Origin of the sequence: Paenibacillus plantiphilus, from assembly GCF_927798095.1 — a bacterium.
GTDB lineage: Bacteria > Bacillota > Bacilli > Paenibacillales > Paenibacillaceae > Paenibacillus_Z > Paenibacillus_Z plantiphilus.
Map to the genome: position 1 here is coordinate 1 of NZ_CAKMMF010000038.1, position 17,189 is coordinate 17,189.

The following is a 17,189-nucleotide window of genomic DNA, read 5'->3' on the forward strand; positions in this document are numbered from 1 at the left end:
ACAGGTTACATGCTCATAACCTGCTACAGCCCCCAAACCCACGTCCCACGCGGCTTCCCGGTTCTTATTCTTTCCCTGTCGCTATCGGATTGTCAGGGTAAGAAATCCAATCGCTCCAGCTCCCCGCATACAGCATCACATTACGAAATCCAGCGGCATACAGCGCCAATACATTCGGCGTTGCGGTAACACCGGAGCCGCAATAAACAATGGTTTCCTTATCGGGATCGAGATCCGCGAACGATTCCTTCAACGATTCCGCGGTTTTCCAGCTTCCATCATCATTCAGAACATTCTTCCAGAAGCGGTTGATCGCGCCTGGAATATGTCCTGCCTTCGCATCGATGGGCTCCTCTTCGCCAGCGTAGCGTCTGGGCTCGCGAGAATCGATGAGCACTACATCTTGCTTGCCGATGGACTCACTCACATAGGCGGCATCGGTCACCATGGCTGGCCGAACTGTCGGAACGAAGCTGGCTGGAATTATAACAGGCTGCTCGGTACTTACAGGATACGAGTCGGCCTTCCATGCGGAGAAACCTTCATCCAGAACGTACACCTCATCATGTCCGAGATATCGCAGCAGCCACCAGAGTCTGCCGGCCATTGCGCCTCCTTGATCATCATAAGCGACAACTCGCGTATGATTGCCAATCCCCGCCTTGCTCAGCGTGGACGCCAGCTCATTCACATCCGGAAGTGGATGCCGTCCTCCATGAGCCCCTACAGGAGCGGACAAATCCTTTTCCAAATCCAAATACACGGCCCCGGGGATATGCTCTGCCTCATAAGCCTCGCGTCCCGCGTTTGGCTTCCCCAGCTGGAACCTGCAATCCACGATGACTTGATCCGCCTCATACAAGCGGGCAAGCAGCCATTTTTTCGATACAATCGATGATTTCATCCGTATATGCTCCTCTCGGTAATTGTGCCTGTTCAACATTGATCATTCCTATTATATACCTCAAGCCAGCCCATTCCCAAGGTGCTAATTTCGATTTATTTATGATAAAATGTTAGCCAACAGGAACGGAGGTCGAACGGAAATTGCTCGCAGAATGGTTCACTACAATACCGGAACGAATCCGCTGGCTGGAATTGCTGACCTCTATCGGAATAGCAGCAGCTTCTATTATACTCTGCTTGGCTGTTTCCGGCTGGTTGGTAACATTCATCGTCCGCAAATGGGTTCGATCCAATTATATCGTCCAATGGACAGCGTCCTTCAGGAAGCCCTTGGGCGCTCTTATTATACTTAGCGGCTTCTCTATCGCTCTTCATCATTATGTGCCAGCCAATTGGGAATACAATGCTGTCGCCCAGCAAATCACAATGAGTCTAGCGATTATATTCGCCGGTTGGGGGTTGTACAATGTGTCCGCAACCTCCTCCTCCTTGTTCGAAGATATTAGCAGGCGGTTCGGCCTCGACGAATCCAGCATGCTGATCCCTTTCTTGTCCAAGCTGCTCCGGTTTCTCATCGTGGTGCTGGTCATCGCCCTCATCGCTTCAGACTGGGGACTGAATGTTAACGGCGTAGTTGCAGGGATGGGCATCGGCAGCCTCGCGGTCGCGCTCGCGGCCAAAGATACGCTTAGCAATGTCATCGGCGGCATCGTCATTATTACGGAGAAGCCCTTCTCCAAGGGCGACTGGATCATGACGCCGAGCGTCGAAGGCTTCGTGGAGGATATTACGTTTCGCAGCTCCAAAATCCGCACCTTCGCCGATTCCATCGTCACCGTACCGAACGCGACGCTTGCAACCCAGCCGATTACCAACTGGAGCAAGATGGGCAAGCGAAGAGTCAACTTCTCGCTAGGCGTAGCGCTCGATAGCGATCCTGTCTCCCTTGAACGGGCAGTTACCCGTATCGAGATGGAGCTGCATATGAGCGATGATGTTCATCAGGATCTGATCATGGTCCGGTTCAATGAATTCAATGCGCAGAGCCTTGGAATCCTGGTCTATTTCTTTACAAATACGATCATCTGGGCACAGCATCTGAAGATCCGTCAGGAGATGAACTTCATGATACTGCAAATTCTGGAGGAAGAGGGCATTAAGCTCGCCTATCCACTCCAGCGGGTTTTCCTGGAGCCTGCTGCTGCTGCTGCAGCTAGCACCACTATGCTGGAACCGGTTAAGAAAAACTCCGCCTCTTAACGAACAAGAATGAATCAGCCTTTGAATAGTCCCGCCTCCCTATTACATGATGAAGCCAGCCCTTCCATCTGGCTTCGAGAAGGAGCCCAACCTGTCATGACCGTCTCATCTGCCGCTGATTCATCCAGCTTTACCCTCTCACCGCTTGATCCGATGCTTGCTGAGGAGCTGTCCCGCTGGCGCTACGAGCCGCCGTTTGACTTCTACAATTGGTCGTCATGGGAGGTCATGCAGCAGCTTGGGCTTGAATTCGGCGATGCCGACATTCGTCTTCGGCAATATGCCGCTGTACGGAATGCGGACGGCCTATTCGTCGGCTTCGCGCAATTCTTCTCCCTGCTTGGGGTAATACGACTTGGCCTTGGATTGCGGCCTGATCTGTGCGGACTTGGGATGGGCTTGCGATTCGTGCAAGCTATTGTTGAGGAGGCGCTGCGCAGAGCGCCGGGGGACGAGATTGATCTAGAGGTTCATGTCTGGAATTCTCGTGCGATCCGCACTTATGAGAAAGCGGGATTTGTCATTACCGACACGTATGAACGGGCTGCTGGCGCAGCCACTGTAGAGGTTCATTGCATGTCCTATCTGCCTTCCCGTACTAAATAATTCACTCGCCGCATATCCGTATAGGGAGTCGTTAAGCAGCCGCTTGCGAATGCGTATACTCTTAAGGAGGCGAGTCCCTATCAAAACCTTGAACATTGTCAGCTTGCTCATTCTTATTATCGGAGGGTTGAACTGGCTGTCGATCGGTCTTTTCGAGTGGGATCTGGTTTCAAAAATTTTCGACGGCTCGGATACCGTCGGCGCCAAAGTCGTCTACATTATCATCGGGCTGTCAGCCTTGTATGCCCTGACCTTCCTCAGTAAAGTCAACGCCGAAGAGTAACACAACCTAAGAAGCCCGCCCCGCGCTCTTCCCAAGCGCTGCGGCGGGCTTCCTATTCGCGTTACATCATCTCTCCCCCTCAGGGTCAATAATATCGACAAACATAATGCCCTGCTGACCTACCGACACCGATATTGTGCGAATGCGGTCTCCCGAGTTGAGATCTGTATACGTGCGGGAGACATGCGCTCTCAGCTTGCCCTCCATCTCGACCGAGATCGGAATGAAGTACGGCCTCCAGCTCCAGTTCGACCCGCAGAAGGCAGTCTCTCTGTCCCAGACTCCATTGCTCTGTCGATTATAGTTGGAGGATATCTGTATCCCGTCTTCACGGCACCAATAAACACGAATGCACGAAGCTTCAAGTCGGGACAGCATCCCCTCGATGCAAGCGTCCGCCGCCTCCTGCCCTGCACCATCGGCAGCTGCGATAATGGATGTCCGCCATGAAGCATCAACAACCATTCGAAGCTTCTCCGCCTCAACGCCCCAATACCGCTCCTCGCTGATCATGCGGGAACGCCGACGCTCAAGCCCTGCTTCAATTAAGTCAGCATAATGATAGGCCGGCCGGAATTCCGGCTCTGCGGGTGCGAACAGGTAGCCTTGCACATACCGTGCGCCAATCTCAATCGCCCGCTGCAAATCATGCTCCGTCTCCACCCCTTCCACCAGCAGCGATGCGCCAATCTGCTCCGCTAGCGTAGAGAAGGAACGAACGACGCCATAATAACCAATATGCCCTTCGCTCTCCTGCAGCAAATGGATATCAAGCTTCAATAGGTTCGGTTGAATCTGCGCGATCCGATCCATGTTGCTGAAACCGCTGCCCACATCATCAATCGCAATCAAGCAGCCCTGCTTGCGATAGAGATCGACGACAGTCCGCAGCTGCTCCATCGATCCTTGGAACGCTTCCTCTGTTATCTCTATGACAATCCTTTTCGGATTAATTCCATACCTGTTTATCAATTGGAGTGTCGGCAGCTCGCCGGTCTCCTTATACGTCTGGTAGATCCAGGAGGGCTTCAAATTAAGGAAGAGCATAGCGGGATGATAACCGTTATCTGCAGCTGTCGATGCCAGCTTTGCCAGTGCCTTCTCCCTGAGAACCCGGTCCACACGAATCTGCTCCGTCATTGGCACCGTCTTGTCCTCGAAGAATGGCCCCAAACTTCGTACACCCTCGCCTGTCTGAATGCGGCCGAGCGCTTCATAGCCCATAATTCTTCTCGTATCCAATGCCAATATAGGCTGGTAATACGGTATCAATTGACTCGTCGCCGCACCTTCATTCGGTGTCCATGTCCTATTATATAGTCCCATTATCGCATTCGCGCTCCCTGGCATTTCTCATGTTAGTTTATCTGCCATATATAGACACCTCCTATTGTAGAACAGTGTCCAATTGTTGTAAAGAGTGCGCGCGTTCACTTCCAAAATCCCTGTTTATCCAACAAATGTGCGGTATGCTTCATTGTAGCGTTCAGCCGACTGAATATCCAGCTTCGTCAGTCCGCCAGAGTCCCATGAAGTGAGGCGAAGGGTAACCCTTTTATAATCGATGCCGATAAAGGGATGATGGTTCAGCTCCTCCGCAATGTCAGCAATTCTGCCAACGAATCCGATAGCCTCTGTAAAAGAAGCGAAACGGTAGCTGCCCGCCATCCATTTCTCATCCTCGCGCACCCAGCCGTCAAGCGCGGCAATTGCGTCATTCGCCGCCTCTGCCGTCAATCTGTCCTGCTTCGCCATTCGCTTTCATCCCCCTCTATCCCATCAGATCAGCCGAACAATACGGCTTTCCTTGCCATCCACCGACACCTCGATGCAATGATGCTTGGAGCGATATGCAATGACACCGCTGCCCACTTCAATCACATCATCCTCACCCAGCCCGAAGAAAACATCGTCCGCCAGCGTCTGCATTAATTCCTTGCGTTCAGGCTCGGACAACGACTCCCAGTCCTGCGCCTCCATATCAAAAAACAGATAACCATCGCCAATCGCATGAATGGCTTCCGTCAAATCGGCCAGAATCTCTTCATATTCCCTCGCATGCTTAACTCCCACCGTGTATGGCCACCTTTCTCATCTAAACGAACTGCTGATTAATCACTGATCCAAGCAATCGCCCGCGCTCATGCGAACGCAGAACACAGTCTGCCCGCCTATTCATGCCAGCTATTAAGCATTATTCTACACGAAATCCAATTAAAATTAACAGTTTGCGCGAAAACATCTATTTTGCTCTAATCTACTCTTCGTTTTTGACGATAATTAATATAGAGTGTTATTGTCGAAAATACATTAATAATGTCACCCCGGCACATCAGTTGTCGACTTATAGTTTCCCGCACTTGGGGTATGAACGGCAATCGCCGGTCATGGCTTCATTATCAATATATCTATCAGACGAGGTGTGTCATGGAAAAATCGACTTACATTGGTATCGTACTCGGACTCGTTGCAGTCATGCTAGGAATGGTGCTCAAAGGAGCGGCGCTTGTCAGTCTGTTTACTCCGGCGGCATATGTTATTATTTTTGTCGGAACTGCGGCATCGCTATTCATCGGATTTCCGATGTCGGATCTCGCCAAATTTCCTAAGCTAATCAAAATGATATTCGTACAGCAGCAGCTGATCCCCCGCGAGAAGCTCATTGCCTTATTCATGGAATGGGCAACGATTACGCGCCGTGAAGGCCTGCTCGCTCTTGAAACACAGGTCGACGAAATTGAAGATGCATTCCTGCGGAACGGGATGCGCATGATCATAGACGGCAACGATCACGACCTTGTTCGTGATGTACTGTTGGAGGACATTGCCGCAACCGAGGATCGCCACCGTGCAGGGGCGCTAATCTTCTCCCAGGCGGGTATGTATGCGCCTACGCTCGGGGTTCTCGGGGCCGTTATCGGACTTATCGCCGCGCTCTCCGAGATGAGCGACATGGACAAGCTCGCTGGCGCTATTGCAGCAGCATTCGTCGCAACGCTGCTCGGTATCTTCACAGGTTATGTGCTGTGGCATCCAATTGCCAACAAGCTCAAGCGTCTGTCCAAGCGTGAAGTCGATATTCGCCTTATGATGGTTGAAGGGCTGCTCTCCATTCAATCCGGCGTATCCACAATCGCGATTAATCAGAAGCTGTCTGTCTTCCTGACACCAACTGAGCGCTTGAAAATGAATGAGAAGGGAGCGGAGGGCGGTGAGCAAAAAGAGGCATAGAACCGAACACCACGAAGAACACGCTGATGAAACGTGGCTCATCCCTTATGCCGACTTGCTTACTCTTCTTCTTGCCCTGTTCATCGTTCTCTACGCCATGAGCTCTGTAGACAATAAGAAATTCGAGGATATGAGCAAAGCCTTCAATATTGCCTTCAGCACCGGTGTAGGCGTCCTGGATAATACGACAGTGGTCGAGACCGGTCAGCAGATGGATGATGCGAACAAGGATAAGAAACGTTCTGATGACGAGGATCAGAAGAAGAAGGAAGAGAAGGAACGCCAAGCTCTCATGCAGCAGGAGCAAGAGGATCTGGAGAAGCTGAAGAAGCAGATTGATCAGTATATCCAATCCAACGGCCTGACGACACAGCTCGACACCAAGCTGAATCAATCACAGCTGATGCTGACCATTAGCGACAACGCGCTGTTCCCTTCCGGAAGCGCCACGCTGAAGCCTGATTCACGAAGCTTGGCTGGAGCAGTCGCTAATATGCTGAAGCAGTATCCGGAGTATGAGATAATTGTTGCGGGTCATACCGATGATCAGCCGATCTCCAATCGGGAGTTTAGCAATAACTGGGAGCTGAGCTTCCAGCGGGCGTATAACTTTATGGAAATTCTGCTGAACAACTCCAAGCATGATCCTAAGCTAATCAGCCCTATCGGGCACGGTGAATACCGTCCGGTCGATACGAATGATACCGTACTCGGACGCTCGAAGAATCGCCGCGTCGAGGTGTCCATCATTCGCAGATACGCAGATCCTGAGAAAGCGCAGTCGATCACAGCAGCGTCAGCGACTAAGCAATAATACCCTTATAAGTATGTACAAGAAACTTCCAGCATACAAAAAACCAACGTTATTCAGACATCGGTCTGAAGCGTTGGTTTTTTTGTTGCCGTTATCCTCCCCCTGAAAAAAGGGTTGCAGCAATACACCGACTGCGGCACTTTGCGAAGCATTTGTTCAATTGTGGTCGAACGAACGCCGTCATGCAGCGAAACACCCCGTGCTGGGAGCTGCGCCCGGTGCGAAAGATAGTTCGTGATGCTGCACTGCCACGCGCACGAAGGGACTGTACGAAAAGTCCAATAACCAATGAGTCAGTCCCAAATGATGTGAAAAGATGCCTCCAAAACCACTATAAAAGATAAAAGTGGGACTGGAAGCATCTTTTTCATCCTATATGAGGGGGCTTAGCAGGAACTTTGAAATCGACTTTCTGAACAGTCCCCTGATTCATGGTTAACCGTCGATCAATCCCGCCTTGAGCAGCAATCGGTGAATGAGTACAGTCGTCTCGGCACGGGTTAATGACTGCTGCGGACGCAATTCATCGCCATAGCCCTTCACCAGACCCGCCGTAATGGCTGTCTGTATCGCAGCGCTCGCCCAGCCGCCAATTTGATTGCTGTCCACGTAGATTGCCAAATCCGCTTGCGCCACCGCATGATCTGTAATCGAAGCGGCATTAGCCAGTCGCAGCGCCCGTACGATCATGACGATCGCTTCTTGCCGCGATACCTCCCGATTGGGCCCGAAGGTTCCGTCCTTGAAACCATCTGTAATCCCATATGCTTTAACTGCCGCAATGGCGCCGCTGTACCAGCTCGATTGGCTCACGTCCCCGAAGCCAGCCTGATCTCCGCCTTGCGGCAAGCCTAATGCTCTTGCAAGCAAGGCCACGAGCTCAGCCCGAGTGATCGCAGCGTCAGGAGAGAATCGGCTTCCATCTGTGCCATTTACGATCATTCTGCTGTACATGCCGCCAATTTCAGCTGCTGCCCAATGTCCTTGAATGTCGGACAACTCGGATGCTCGCGATACCAGTACATAAGTGCTGTTCGTGAGACTGCGAATAACAGCAGCCTGCCGTCCCTCAACCTCGATAAATTCCGTCGGCACCGGATGCACGCCGAGCTTTCCGTCCCAGACCACGGCCGTTGAAGCCATTCCGGCAGCATCCTTCGGCAAGTACAGTACCCTTTCCACATAACGACTGAAGCTGGATATCTCTCTTCTCTCGCCATTGCGCACCAAGCTTACAGTAAAATGAACCGGAGCCGCAGCTAGTCGGAAGCCGTCCCTATTCGCCGCTTCCTGCAGCCCGGAAGGGACTTCGCCGTTGCCTGACTCGATCATTATTTGCGCTTCCGCACCGTCTGTCCAATCAGCATCCTGATTTATGACCTCAGCCAGAGGCAGCCGATATTGGCCATGACGAGTTTTTAAAGTTATCGTTGCCGCCTTCTCGGCTAGGAGCGTTACAACCTCAGCGGGAAGCCGCAGAGCTGCTTTGCCCGCCACATCCTCAATCGAAATCGAGAGATTCACTTCATCAGCGGCGGATAAGGAGTCTAAGTCGAGTATCCTCTTGAGCGTATTCATACCCAGTATGACATCGATGGATTTCACACCATTCCCATCCGTTTGAAGGGAGGCGATTCCCGTCACTTCTCTGCCATTTATCCAAATCGCAAGCGTATTGCTCGAAGGCGAGGGGCTCGAAGGACTCGTTGTATTGGGATTGGAGCTTGCAGCTGCACGAATCACGTCCAGCGTATACTTTTGGACCGAACCGTCTTGCGCTTTGACGCTGACCTCGAACGTGTTCTTGCCCGTTACAAGCGAATATTCATTTGTAATCGAATTGCCGGTGACCTGCGATCCGTTCACATGGACGACAGAATACGCATCTGCGGCAGTCAGCATCATTTTCAAGCCATGTACCGAATGGCCTGCCTCAACCGTATAGCTCGTTGTCCCTGGATCAAATTCGAACTTCACCGTGCCGTCCACTCCAACAAGCTGCCAGCCGGACAAATTCGAATTGCTGCTCAAAGGAACGATGTTCTGAACCTCGATGGAGCTGACATTCGCATTGCCCGCTGCATCGGCCGCATAAACAGAATAAATTCCATTCTCTTGTACCGTAAAATGGTCTGTCACTGGCACGCCTTCCGTATCAAAATACGAGATCGAGCGGCTGCCCGCTGCCCACTTCATCGATGAAACGCTATTGAATTCGCCATATACCGACGCTGTTACTGTAACGGTTACGCTGCCAAAGGTTGAGCCGACAGGGTCCGCATACAGTTGGATTATCGGAGGCTGGTCGTACGTAAACGCAATCTCTACCGTTTGATCCAGCGAGAGACCGCTTGCTTCCTCCTGAGCGGAGTAGGTCACTTTCTCTGCCGCTGTATTGCTCACCGAGAATGCAGCTAGTCCGTCCGCGTTCGTCAATCCATACACCGTATCGATTACCGATCGTCCGCCATTAGCCTGTAGCAGTACCCGTTTGCCGACGAGCGGATGATCATAATCGTCCTTGAGCTTCACAAAAATCGAAGCCTTGCTGCTGCCATCCGCGCGCACAACCAGATCGCTCGCAGTAACAGTGGAGTGAGAAGAGCTCACCGCCCCGGGCACGAATTGCATGCTGGCTGTTTGTCCAATCGCGCTCCCGCCAATACTTGCGCTGATCGTTGCGATGCCCACCGTTACTGGAGCTGTCAGAAGCGCTGTATAGGTCCCGTTGTTGTGGTCCGTCACCGTGCCAACCGCGCCTAGCGTCGAAGCAATGGCGACCGTCGCTCCTCCGATCGTAAGAGCATTGCCCTGCGCGTCCTTCAGCTTCACGCTGACGGTCGTCTGGCTCGTCCCGTCTGCGGTCAGGGTCACATCGCCGACTTCAACCGTGCTGGTCGCTTGGGATGGCGCTCCCGTCACGAATTGTACGCTGGTCGTCGCTGCTATCGCACTCCCGCCAACACTTGCGCTGATCGTCGCGTTGCCTACCGTCACCGGAGCCGTCAGCGTTGCCGTGTAGGTTCCGTTGTTGTGGTCTGTCACCGTACCCACCGCGCCTAGCGTCGAACCGATGGTGACTGTCGAACCACCGGTTGTCAGAGCATTGCCCTGCGCATCCTTCAGCTTCACGCTGACGGTTGTCTGGCTCGCCCCATCAGCCGTCAGGGTTGCATTGCCCGCTTCAACCGTGCTAGTCGCTTGGGATGGCGCTCCCGCGACGAATTGTACGCTGGTCGTCGCTACGAGCACGCTCCCACCAACACTTGCGCTGATCGTCGCCGTGCCTACCGTCACCGGAGCCGTCAGCGTTGCCGTGTAGGTTCCGTTGTTATGGTCCGTCACCGTACCCACCGCGCCTAGCGTCGAACTGATTACGACCGCCGACCCTCCGGTCGTCAGAGCATTGCCTTGCGCGTCCTTCAGCTTCACGCTGACGGTTGTCTGGCTCGTCCCGTCAGCGGTCAAGGTAGCATCGCCTGCTTCAACCGTGCTCGTCGATGGAGACGGTGCTCCCGCCACGAATTGTACGCTGGCAGTGTCCGTTATCCCACTGCCTCCAACACTTGCGCTGATCGCCGCCGTTCCCACCGTCACCGGAGCCGTCAGCGTTGCCGTATAGGTTCCGTTGTTATGGTCCGTCACCGTACCCACCGCGCCTAGCGTCGAACTGATGGCGACCGTCGACCCTCCGGTCGTCAATGCATTGCCCTGCGCGTCCTTCAGCTTCACGCTGACGGTCGTCTGGCTTGTCCCGTCTGCGGTCAGGGCAGCGTCGCCAGCTTCAACCGTGCTGGTCGATGCGGATGCCGCTCCAGACACGAACTGGACGCTGGCCGTGTCCGTTATCCCACTCCCGCCAACACTTGCGCTGATCGTTGCCGTGCCCACCGTCACCGGAGCCGTCAGTGTTGCTGTGTAGGTCCCGTTGTTGTGGTTCGTCACAGCACCCACCGTACCCAGCGTTGATGCGATTGCGACCGCTGCTCCTCCGGTCGTCAAAGCATTGCCCTGCGCGTCCTTCAGCTTCACGCTGATCGTCGTCTGGCTCGTTCCGTCTGCGGTCAGGGCTGCATCGCCCGTTTCAACTGCACTGGTCGCCGGGGACGGTGCCCCCGGTACGAACTGAACGCTCGCTGTCGCCGCTAGCGTACTGCCGCCTACACTTGCACTGATCGCAGCAGTGCCCACTGTCACCGGAGCCGTCAGCGTCGCCGTATAGGTGCCGTTGTTGTGGTTCGTCACAGCACCCACCGTACCCAGCGTTGATGCGATTGCGACCGCTGCTCCTCCGGTCGTCAAATTATTGCCCTGCGCGTCCTTCAGCTTCACGGTGATCGTCGTCTGGCTCGTCCCATCAGCGGTCAGCGCTGCAACGCCCGCTTCAACCGTGCTGGTCGCTGGGGACGGTGCTCCAGGCACAAATTGTACACTGGTCGTCGCTGTTATCGCACTCCCGCCAACACTTGCGCTGATCGCCGCCGTGCCTACCGTCGCCGGAGCCGTCAGCGTTGCTGTGTAGGTTCCGTTGTTGTGGTCCGTCACCGAACCCACCGTGCCAAGCGTCGAACTGATTACGACCGCCGCTCCTCCGGTCGTCAAAGCATTGCCCTGCGCATCCTTCAGCTTCACGCTGATCGTCGTCTGGCTGACTCCATCTGCAACAAGACTGGAATGGGCGCGGGAAACCAAGCTTTCTGACGGAGAGGTAGAGTAATCACCAATCATGTACGTTCTGAACGAGAAATCAAGGGATGCAGGTGTCGAGTACCCCCTGGTGTACATATTGCTATTGTTCGAGTTCCACCCATAGCCATTAGAGCCTCCTCCAAATTCCGAAGAGACAACCATCCGATACATCGTTTCCCTCTTTAAGTAAGGCAGTGTTCCGGAGAAATCGACTAGGACCCAGCCGTCACCTTCCCCCGCCGAATGCGCCGTGGCAAGCAGTGTCGATGAATCTCCATCCTTATAGAGACTCACCTTAATGGGACCGGGCGAGCCCAGAAATCCGTTAATATTGAGATATATTTGGCTAAGGTTTCCGGTAACCGCCGGGGTAAATGTCTGGAAGCGCGAATAATCAGCGTTAAAAAATACACTTCCAGTAATAGATGCCTGCTCTTGATCCAGCACGGCTGGACCTGTAGCAAATACACCACCCCCGGTTGGCATTCCTAAAGTAACCATCGCTATAAGAAACATTGCAACCCATCGCTTCAAACCTTTCATGCTTATCCTCCGTTTTCTGCTTACGATGTTATAAACCTCTCGAATTCAATCCTGTTATTAAAGTCATGTTTAAGAGTAAGATAAATCCCTTCATCTCTCCATACCTATAAAGGAGTATCTTCATTGCTATAAAACATAAAAATGCACTAACATCCACTACAACCTATAAAATATAGGATAATATGTAAACTGTACTTGCAATTGTGATGAACTGCTGGATGGCTTCAGTAAATTCCATTACAATAGAATGCAAGACTTAGGAAATTGACATCAGAGGTGTGCGAGGATGAACGCAAAGGATCATTTCGAGAGGCCAACCAGCCATTCAGAGCTTGCAGGGCATGCCTCCGATGTGACGCAGGCGCATGAATCTGGCATGACGCTTAGAGAATATATGAATGGACAATCGTCCATGAACCCGGAGCTGTTTCTACAGCTGGCAAGAGCCATTACAACCAGTGTAGGACAGCTGCATCAGCAGCAGATCATTCATCTCGATTTGCGACCGGAGCGGATCCATGTGCTGGCAGCCCGACAAGAGGCTTGCTTGAGCGATTCAGGCTATGCGGTGCATCGCAGTGCCGATGGCTATGTACGCCCGACTGGCTCCGGTCTCTTCGAAACAGCAGGCTTGCCCTACTGCTCGCCCGAGAATACAGGCAGAATGCTGCGAACTGTAGATGAGCGCAGCGATCTTTATTCGTTAGGCATTATTTTCTACGAAATGCTGACTGGCCGTCCCCCTTTTCTGGCTGACAAACCGCTTGAATGGGTGTATATGCATCTGGCGCAAAGCCCCCCGTCTTTAACCAACCTTAACGCACTTTTGCCCGGCGGTCTTGAAGCGATCATTATGAAGCTGCTGGAGAAAAATCCGGATAACCGTTACCAGAATACCGGCTTTCTCATTGCTGATCTGGACAAAATAGGACGTGCGCACGATACGTTCTTCATAGAGCAGGGGTTTTACGGTAGAGAGCATGAAATTTCATTGCTGACTCAAGCCTTTTATTCCGCTTGCTTAGGCTCGACGGAAATGGTTTACGTGTCGGGCGAAGCCGGTATCGGTAAAACAAGCTTGATGGAGGAGATATTTCGTAAACAACAGCATGCACGGAATTTTTTCTATATCACCGGAAAGTTCGAGCAAATATCGAAGGAAAGCCCCTATCATCCGATTATTCAGGCGTTCCGCGGATTAATACGCCATTTGCTCGGGGAACGAAAGAATCAGTCCGAGCTGTGGAAGCTGAAGCTGCAAGAAGCTTTGGGCTCCAACGCCAACATTATTACAGCGATTATTCCCGAGGCCGAGCTTATATTGGGCGGGTCTCCGGCTGCAGAGGAGCTTCCAGCCCATGAGTCGAAGAAACGGTTCATTTATGTTTTTCGCAAATTTGTACAAGCACTGGCTTCCAAGGAGCATCCTATCGTTCTGTTCATCGATGATTTGCAGTGGGCGGATTCCTCGTCCCTTCAGTTGATTCATGCGCTGCTGTGCGATCCGGAATGCCAATATCTGATGTTTGTCTGCGCTTATCGCCATACAGCGATAGACCTGAGCAAGCTGCCGGGATATGAAACGGATGGAAGCATCTCCGAACAGGCGGTTGTCCGTCATATTCATCTGTCTCCGTTGAGCTTGGAGCAAATGAACCTTATTGTGATGGAGACGCTTAATAGCCATGAGGACACTACGCTCTCCTTGACAGAGCTGCTGTATCATCAATCAGGCGGCAATCCGTTTCATTTCAAACAAATCCTGCTCCGCCTGCAGGGTGACGGCATTCTGCTGTACAACCACGAGAAGCGCTGCTGGCAGTGGAATTTGGGACAGGTAATCGGCGGGCAGGAGCCAAGCTATGCCATCCACGATCTGATCACGCACAGGCTGCAGCGCCTATCGAGTAATGCGCAGGAGCTGCTCAAAGTCGCGGCCTGTGTAGGCAACACCTTTCACCCGCTTCTGATAGCGGGCATTGTGAATGGAAGATTGGAAGACAGCATGGCAGAATGGTCCGCGATTGAAGGCGAAGGGATCATTCAGCCGTTTGAAACAGAGAAATTCCGCTTTGCTCACGATAACATACAGAAACTTATTTACAGCCAGATGGATGATGAAGCGAAGCAGGCTATCCACATTCGGATAGGCAGATGCATGAACGGGCAGGACGCCGGTTATGGAGAAAGTGCGTTTGATGCTGTCAACCATCTTAATCGGGGCTCCCGGACAATAACGGACGAGCAGGAGCTGCTGCAGCTGGCAAAGCTGAATCTGGATGCGGGGAACCGTGCCAAGGCCTCTTCCGCCTACGATATTGCGTTAGGGTATTTTGGGAAAGGGGTGGAGCTGTTAGCAGCGGACGATTGGAACAGAGAGTTCGAGCTCTGCTTCGAATTGCATGCGCACAAAGCGGAATGTGAATATTTGTGCGGGAATTATCAGAGCTCCCATCGGGAAATCGGCTTCTTGCTCGGTCATGCGCGCAATCCGGTTGAGCGGAGCAGAGTGCAGATGATCCGAATTATGCAGTATATTAATCAAGGCAAATATTTGGAAGGCACTGCGCTCGGTCTGGACAGCCTGAGAGAGCTTCAAATTATCGTTGCGCCCAATCCGGGAAACCTGATGCTTCTGATGGAAGGGAAGCGAATTGAGCTGCTGCTGCGCAATCGGTATGACAGGCTCGCTCATTTGGAGGAAATGTCGGATCGGGAGCGGATCGCCGCGATGAATCTGATTTTTGCAATTATACCCTCCACCTTCTTCACGAATAAGAAGGTTTATTTTCTGCTGATGTGCAGAGCGATTCAATTGTCTCTCAAATATGGCAACACCCCGGTTTCTGCGGCTGTCTATTCTGCATATGGGATGCTCCTGGGGAGCGCATTGGGCAAATTCGATAAAGGCTTTGCAATCGGCAAGGTAGGCGTGGAGCTGTCCGAGCGTTACAATATCGCTTCCATCAAAAGCAAAACCTACACCGTATATGGCGGGGTTCTGTGCCAATTTGCCGGCAATGCCCGCGAAGGAGATGCCTATCTGGCACAGGCGCTCCGTTGTGGCATGGATTCGGGGGATTATGTGTTCGCCAGCTATGCCATCGGCGCGCATATCAATTCATTGTACACGAGAGCCCCGTTAAGTGAACTGGCCAGAGCGATTGCAGACTATATGGCAGTGCTCGATACAACCAATGATGAATTCGTAAGACAGAACTTTTACCTGTATCAGCAATTTATTCTTGCCCTTCAGGGCGGGACGGCTGCGCCGGACTCGTTCAGCAGCGCTGGATTTGAAGAGGAGGAATTTCTAAACCGCATTCGCAAGGAGGAGACCTCGGCCACTACTTTGTTTCAATACAGCACGTATAAGACTCAGCTTTGCTATTTCCTGGGCCGCTATGAGGAGGCCGCCCGCTGGGCTAGGCAAGCGAGATCGTATGAAGCATACGCCACTCATTTGCCTCATTTGCCGGAATGCCTATTCTATGAATCGCTCGCCGCATTGGCTGCTTATACACCGGCAAGGAGAGGGCCATCGATCGGAAAAGGCTTGCTTCGCAGTCTTCGACGCTACAGACAATGGGCTGCATGGAGCCCGGCCAATTATCAGTCCAAGCAGCATCTTCTTCAGGCTGAATTCGCCCGTGTCTCCAGCGAATATAGTGTAGCCGAAGAGATGTATGACAAAGCCATCCGCGAGGCAAGAGAGCAAGGCGATATGCAGGTGACAAGCCTTGCCGGAGAGCTCGCCGCGAGCTACTATTCAAGACGTGGCAAGAGAAAGACAGCGTTATTTTATTTGCAATTGGCAGTTGAAGGATTCAAGCAATGGGGCGTGGTGGTGAAGGCAGCGCAATTGGAAGAACGCATGCTGCACTGGCAGCAGCAAGAGGAGGAGGCCACCGAAACGTCTGTGGGTGCACAGGCGCCAGCGGGAAGGAATGCTGGGGAGCAGGCGGCAGGTGCAGCGAGCAGGAGGAGCGAGCCGCATTCCGTGGACAGCGTCGATCTCGCAGCGCTTCTTGCAACGACCCGGGCGATCACGAATCAGACAGACATGGATGCTGTGCTTGCGGAAATCATGAATACCATTATGAAGTATGCGGGGGCAAGCAAGGGCGCTCTGCTTACAGGCAGCAATGATGCGCTTTATATTCAGGTCTATGCGGATTCCGTGACGCAAGCTGCCCCATTCCCTCTGGAGCTGAATGACAGCTCGCTCTTGCCGGAAGGGATCATCAGATATGTCTTTCGTACACAGGAGGATGTCCACTATACCGCAGGAGAGCAGAGCTGGCTGATTCACAACCCGTATATTGCGAAGCACCGGCCTCAATCCTCCCTATGCATCCCTGTCACGATTCATGGCACGATGCTGGGCGTTCTTTACCTTGAGAATAAGCTTGCAAGCGATGTATTCGCATATGACCGCATGGCCGTTATCCTCGCGATGGCGTCACATGGCATGTTGATGTGCGTGCTTCAGGGCTCGCCTGATCAATCGGATACGGAGCCGCAGTCGGAGGAAGAAACGAAGTCCTTGCCAACGGGGATGGAGGAACTGCTCACGGATCGTGAGCTGGAGGTGCTTGCACTATTAGCCGCAGGATTATCCAACAAGGAAATTGCGGACCATTTGGTTATTGCCATCGGGACGGTAAAGGTTCATGTGAAAAATATTTTCGCCAAATTAAAGGTCAACCGGCGCACCAAAGCTATCGCGCAAGCTAAGGAGCTGAAGCTGCTCGATCAGGGCGCGCGGACTCCTTCGCTGTAATCGGACTAGGACATTCAAGAAATCGTCGCGCCGAGGCATCCATCATTCGCCGGCATGAGGTTTGAACGCCGACG

The 17,189-nt window shown here is 52.8% G+C and carries 11 protein-coding genes; 6 read left to right on the forward strand and 5 right to left on the reverse strand.

Annotated elements, in window-relative coordinates; all coding sequences use genetic code 11:
• Nucleotides 1–64 precede the first annotated feature (64 nt).
• On the reverse strand, nucleotides 65–904 hold the full coding sequence (locus L6H65_RS23625) for a sulfurtransferase (RefSeq protein WP_236345945.1): 840 nt from the start codon (nucleotides 902–904) through the stop codon (nucleotides 65–67).
• Between the two features lie 143 nt (nucleotides 905–1,047).
• Between L6H65_RS23625 and L6H65_RS23630 the strand changes: the two genes are divergently transcribed.
• The 3 genes from L6H65_RS23630 to L6H65_RS23640 all read left to right on the forward strand — a co-directional run bounded on the left by L6H65_RS23630 (nucleotide 1,048) and on the right by L6H65_RS23640 (nucleotide 3,055).
• Complete coding sequence (locus L6H65_RS23630) at nucleotides 1,048–2,166, forward strand: mechanosensitive ion channel family protein (protein WP_236345948.1); 1,119 nt, start codon at nucleotides 1,048–1,050, stop codon at nucleotides 2,164–2,166.
• A gap of 96 nt (nucleotides 2,167–2,262) precedes the next feature.
• Nucleotides 2,263–2,772: a GNAT family N-acetyltransferase gene (locus tag L6H65_RS23635; RefSeq protein ID WP_371877759.1), complete on the forward strand. Its 510-nt coding sequence runs from the start codon at nucleotides 2,263–2,265 to the stop codon at nucleotides 2,770–2,772.
• A 49-nt stretch (nucleotides 2,773–2,821) separates the two neighbouring features.
• Nucleotides 2,822–3,055 (forward strand): DUF378 domain-containing protein, encoded by a 234-nt coding sequence (locus tag L6H65_RS23640; RefSeq protein WP_307728391.1) that lies wholly within the window; start codon nucleotides 2,822–2,824, stop codon nucleotides 3,053–3,055.
• Nucleotides 3,056–3,121: 66 nt separating this feature from the next.
• Here L6H65_RS23640 and L6H65_RS23645 read toward each other — a convergent pair whose 3' ends face one another.
• The 3 genes from L6H65_RS23645 to L6H65_RS23655 all read right to left on the reverse strand — a co-directional run bounded on the left by L6H65_RS23645 (nucleotide 3,122) and on the right by L6H65_RS23655 (nucleotide 5,128).
• Nucleotides 3,122–4,381: an EAL domain-containing protein gene (locus tag L6H65_RS23645; RefSeq protein WP_236345951.1), complete on the reverse strand. Its 1,260-nt coding sequence runs from the start codon at nucleotides 4,379–4,381 to the stop codon at nucleotides 3,122–3,124.
• Nucleotides 4,382–4,504: 123 nt separating this feature from the next.
• Nucleotides 4,505–4,810, reverse strand: coding sequence for a 4a-hydroxytetrahydrobiopterin dehydratase (locus tag L6H65_RS23650; protein ID WP_236345954.1), 306 nt, complete (start codon nucleotides 4,808–4,810; stop codon nucleotides 4,505–4,507).
• A gap of 24 nt (nucleotides 4,811–4,834) precedes the next feature.
• Nucleotides 4,835–5,128: a hypothetical protein gene (locus L6H65_RS23655; RefSeq protein WP_236345958.1), complete on the reverse strand. Its 294-nt coding sequence runs from the start codon at nucleotides 5,126–5,128 to the stop codon at nucleotides 4,835–4,837.
• Between the two features lie 354 nt (nucleotides 5,129–5,482).
• On the opposite strand from L6H65_RS23655, the gene motA reads away from it, so the two are divergent.
• Complete coding sequence (gene motA, locus L6H65_RS23660; RefSeq protein ID WP_236345961.1) at nucleotides 5,483–6,286, forward strand: flagellar motor stator protein MotA; 804 nt, start codon at nucleotides 5,483–5,485, stop codon at nucleotides 6,284–6,286.
• Entirely contained in the window at nucleotides 6,267–7,100 is an 834-nt protein-coding gene (locus tag L6H65_RS23665) for a flagellar motor protein MotB (protein ID WP_236345974.1), read from the forward strand. The genes motA and L6H65_RS23665 overlap by 20 nt, the downstream gene beginning before the upstream one ends.
• Nucleotides 7,101–7,535: 435 nt before the next feature.
• On the opposite strand, the gene L6H65_RS23670 is transcribed toward L6H65_RS23665, so the two are convergent.
• On the reverse strand, nucleotides 7,536–12,332 hold the full coding sequence (locus L6H65_RS23670; RefSeq protein ID WP_236345992.1) for an invasin domain 3-containing protein: 4,797 nt from the start codon (nucleotides 12,330–12,332) through the stop codon (nucleotides 7,536–7,538).
• A gap of 286 nt (nucleotides 12,333–12,618) precedes the next feature.
• Between L6H65_RS23670 and L6H65_RS23675 the strand changes: the two genes are divergently transcribed.
• Nucleotides 12,619–17,115 (forward strand): AAA family ATPase, encoded by a 4,497-nt coding sequence (locus tag L6H65_RS23675; protein ID WP_290370469.1) that lies wholly within the window; start codon nucleotides 12,619–12,621, stop codon nucleotides 17,113–17,115.
• Nucleotides 17,116–17,189: the final 74 nt, after the last annotated feature.

Excerpts from the sequence above, each read along its gene's own strand:
- L6H65_RS23640 (WP_307728391.1), top strand. The coding sequence starts at position 2,822 with ATGCGTATACTCTTAAGGAGGCGAGTCCCTATCAAAACCTTGAACATT.
- L6H65_RS23625 (WP_236345945.1), bottom strand. The coding sequence starts at position 904 with ATGAAATCATCGATTGTATCGAAAAAATGGCTGCTTGCCCGCTTGTAT.
- L6H65_RS23650 (WP_236345954.1), bottom strand. The coding sequence starts at position 4,810 with ATGGCGAAGCAGGACAGATTGACGGCAGAGGCGGCGAATGACGCAATT.
- L6H65_RS23645 (WP_236345951.1), bottom strand. The coding sequence starts at position 4,381 with ATGGGACTATATAATAGGACATGGACACCGAATGAAGGTGCGGCGACG.
- L6H65_RS23670 (WP_236345992.1), bottom strand. The coding sequence starts at position 12,332 with ATGAAAGGTTTGAAGCGATGGGTTGCAATGTTTCTTATAGCGATGGTT.
- L6H65_RS23675 (WP_290370469.1), top strand. The coding sequence starts at position 12,619 with ATGAACGCAAAGGATCATTTCGAGAGGCCAACCAGCCATTCAGAGCTT.
- L6H65_RS23635 (WP_371877759.1), top strand. The coding sequence starts at position 2,263 with ATGACCGTCTCATCTGCCGCTGATTCATCCAGCTTTACCCTCTCACCG.
- motA (WP_236345961.1), top strand. The coding sequence starts at position 5,483 with ATGGAAAAATCGACTTACATTGGTATCGTACTCGGACTCGTTGCAGTC.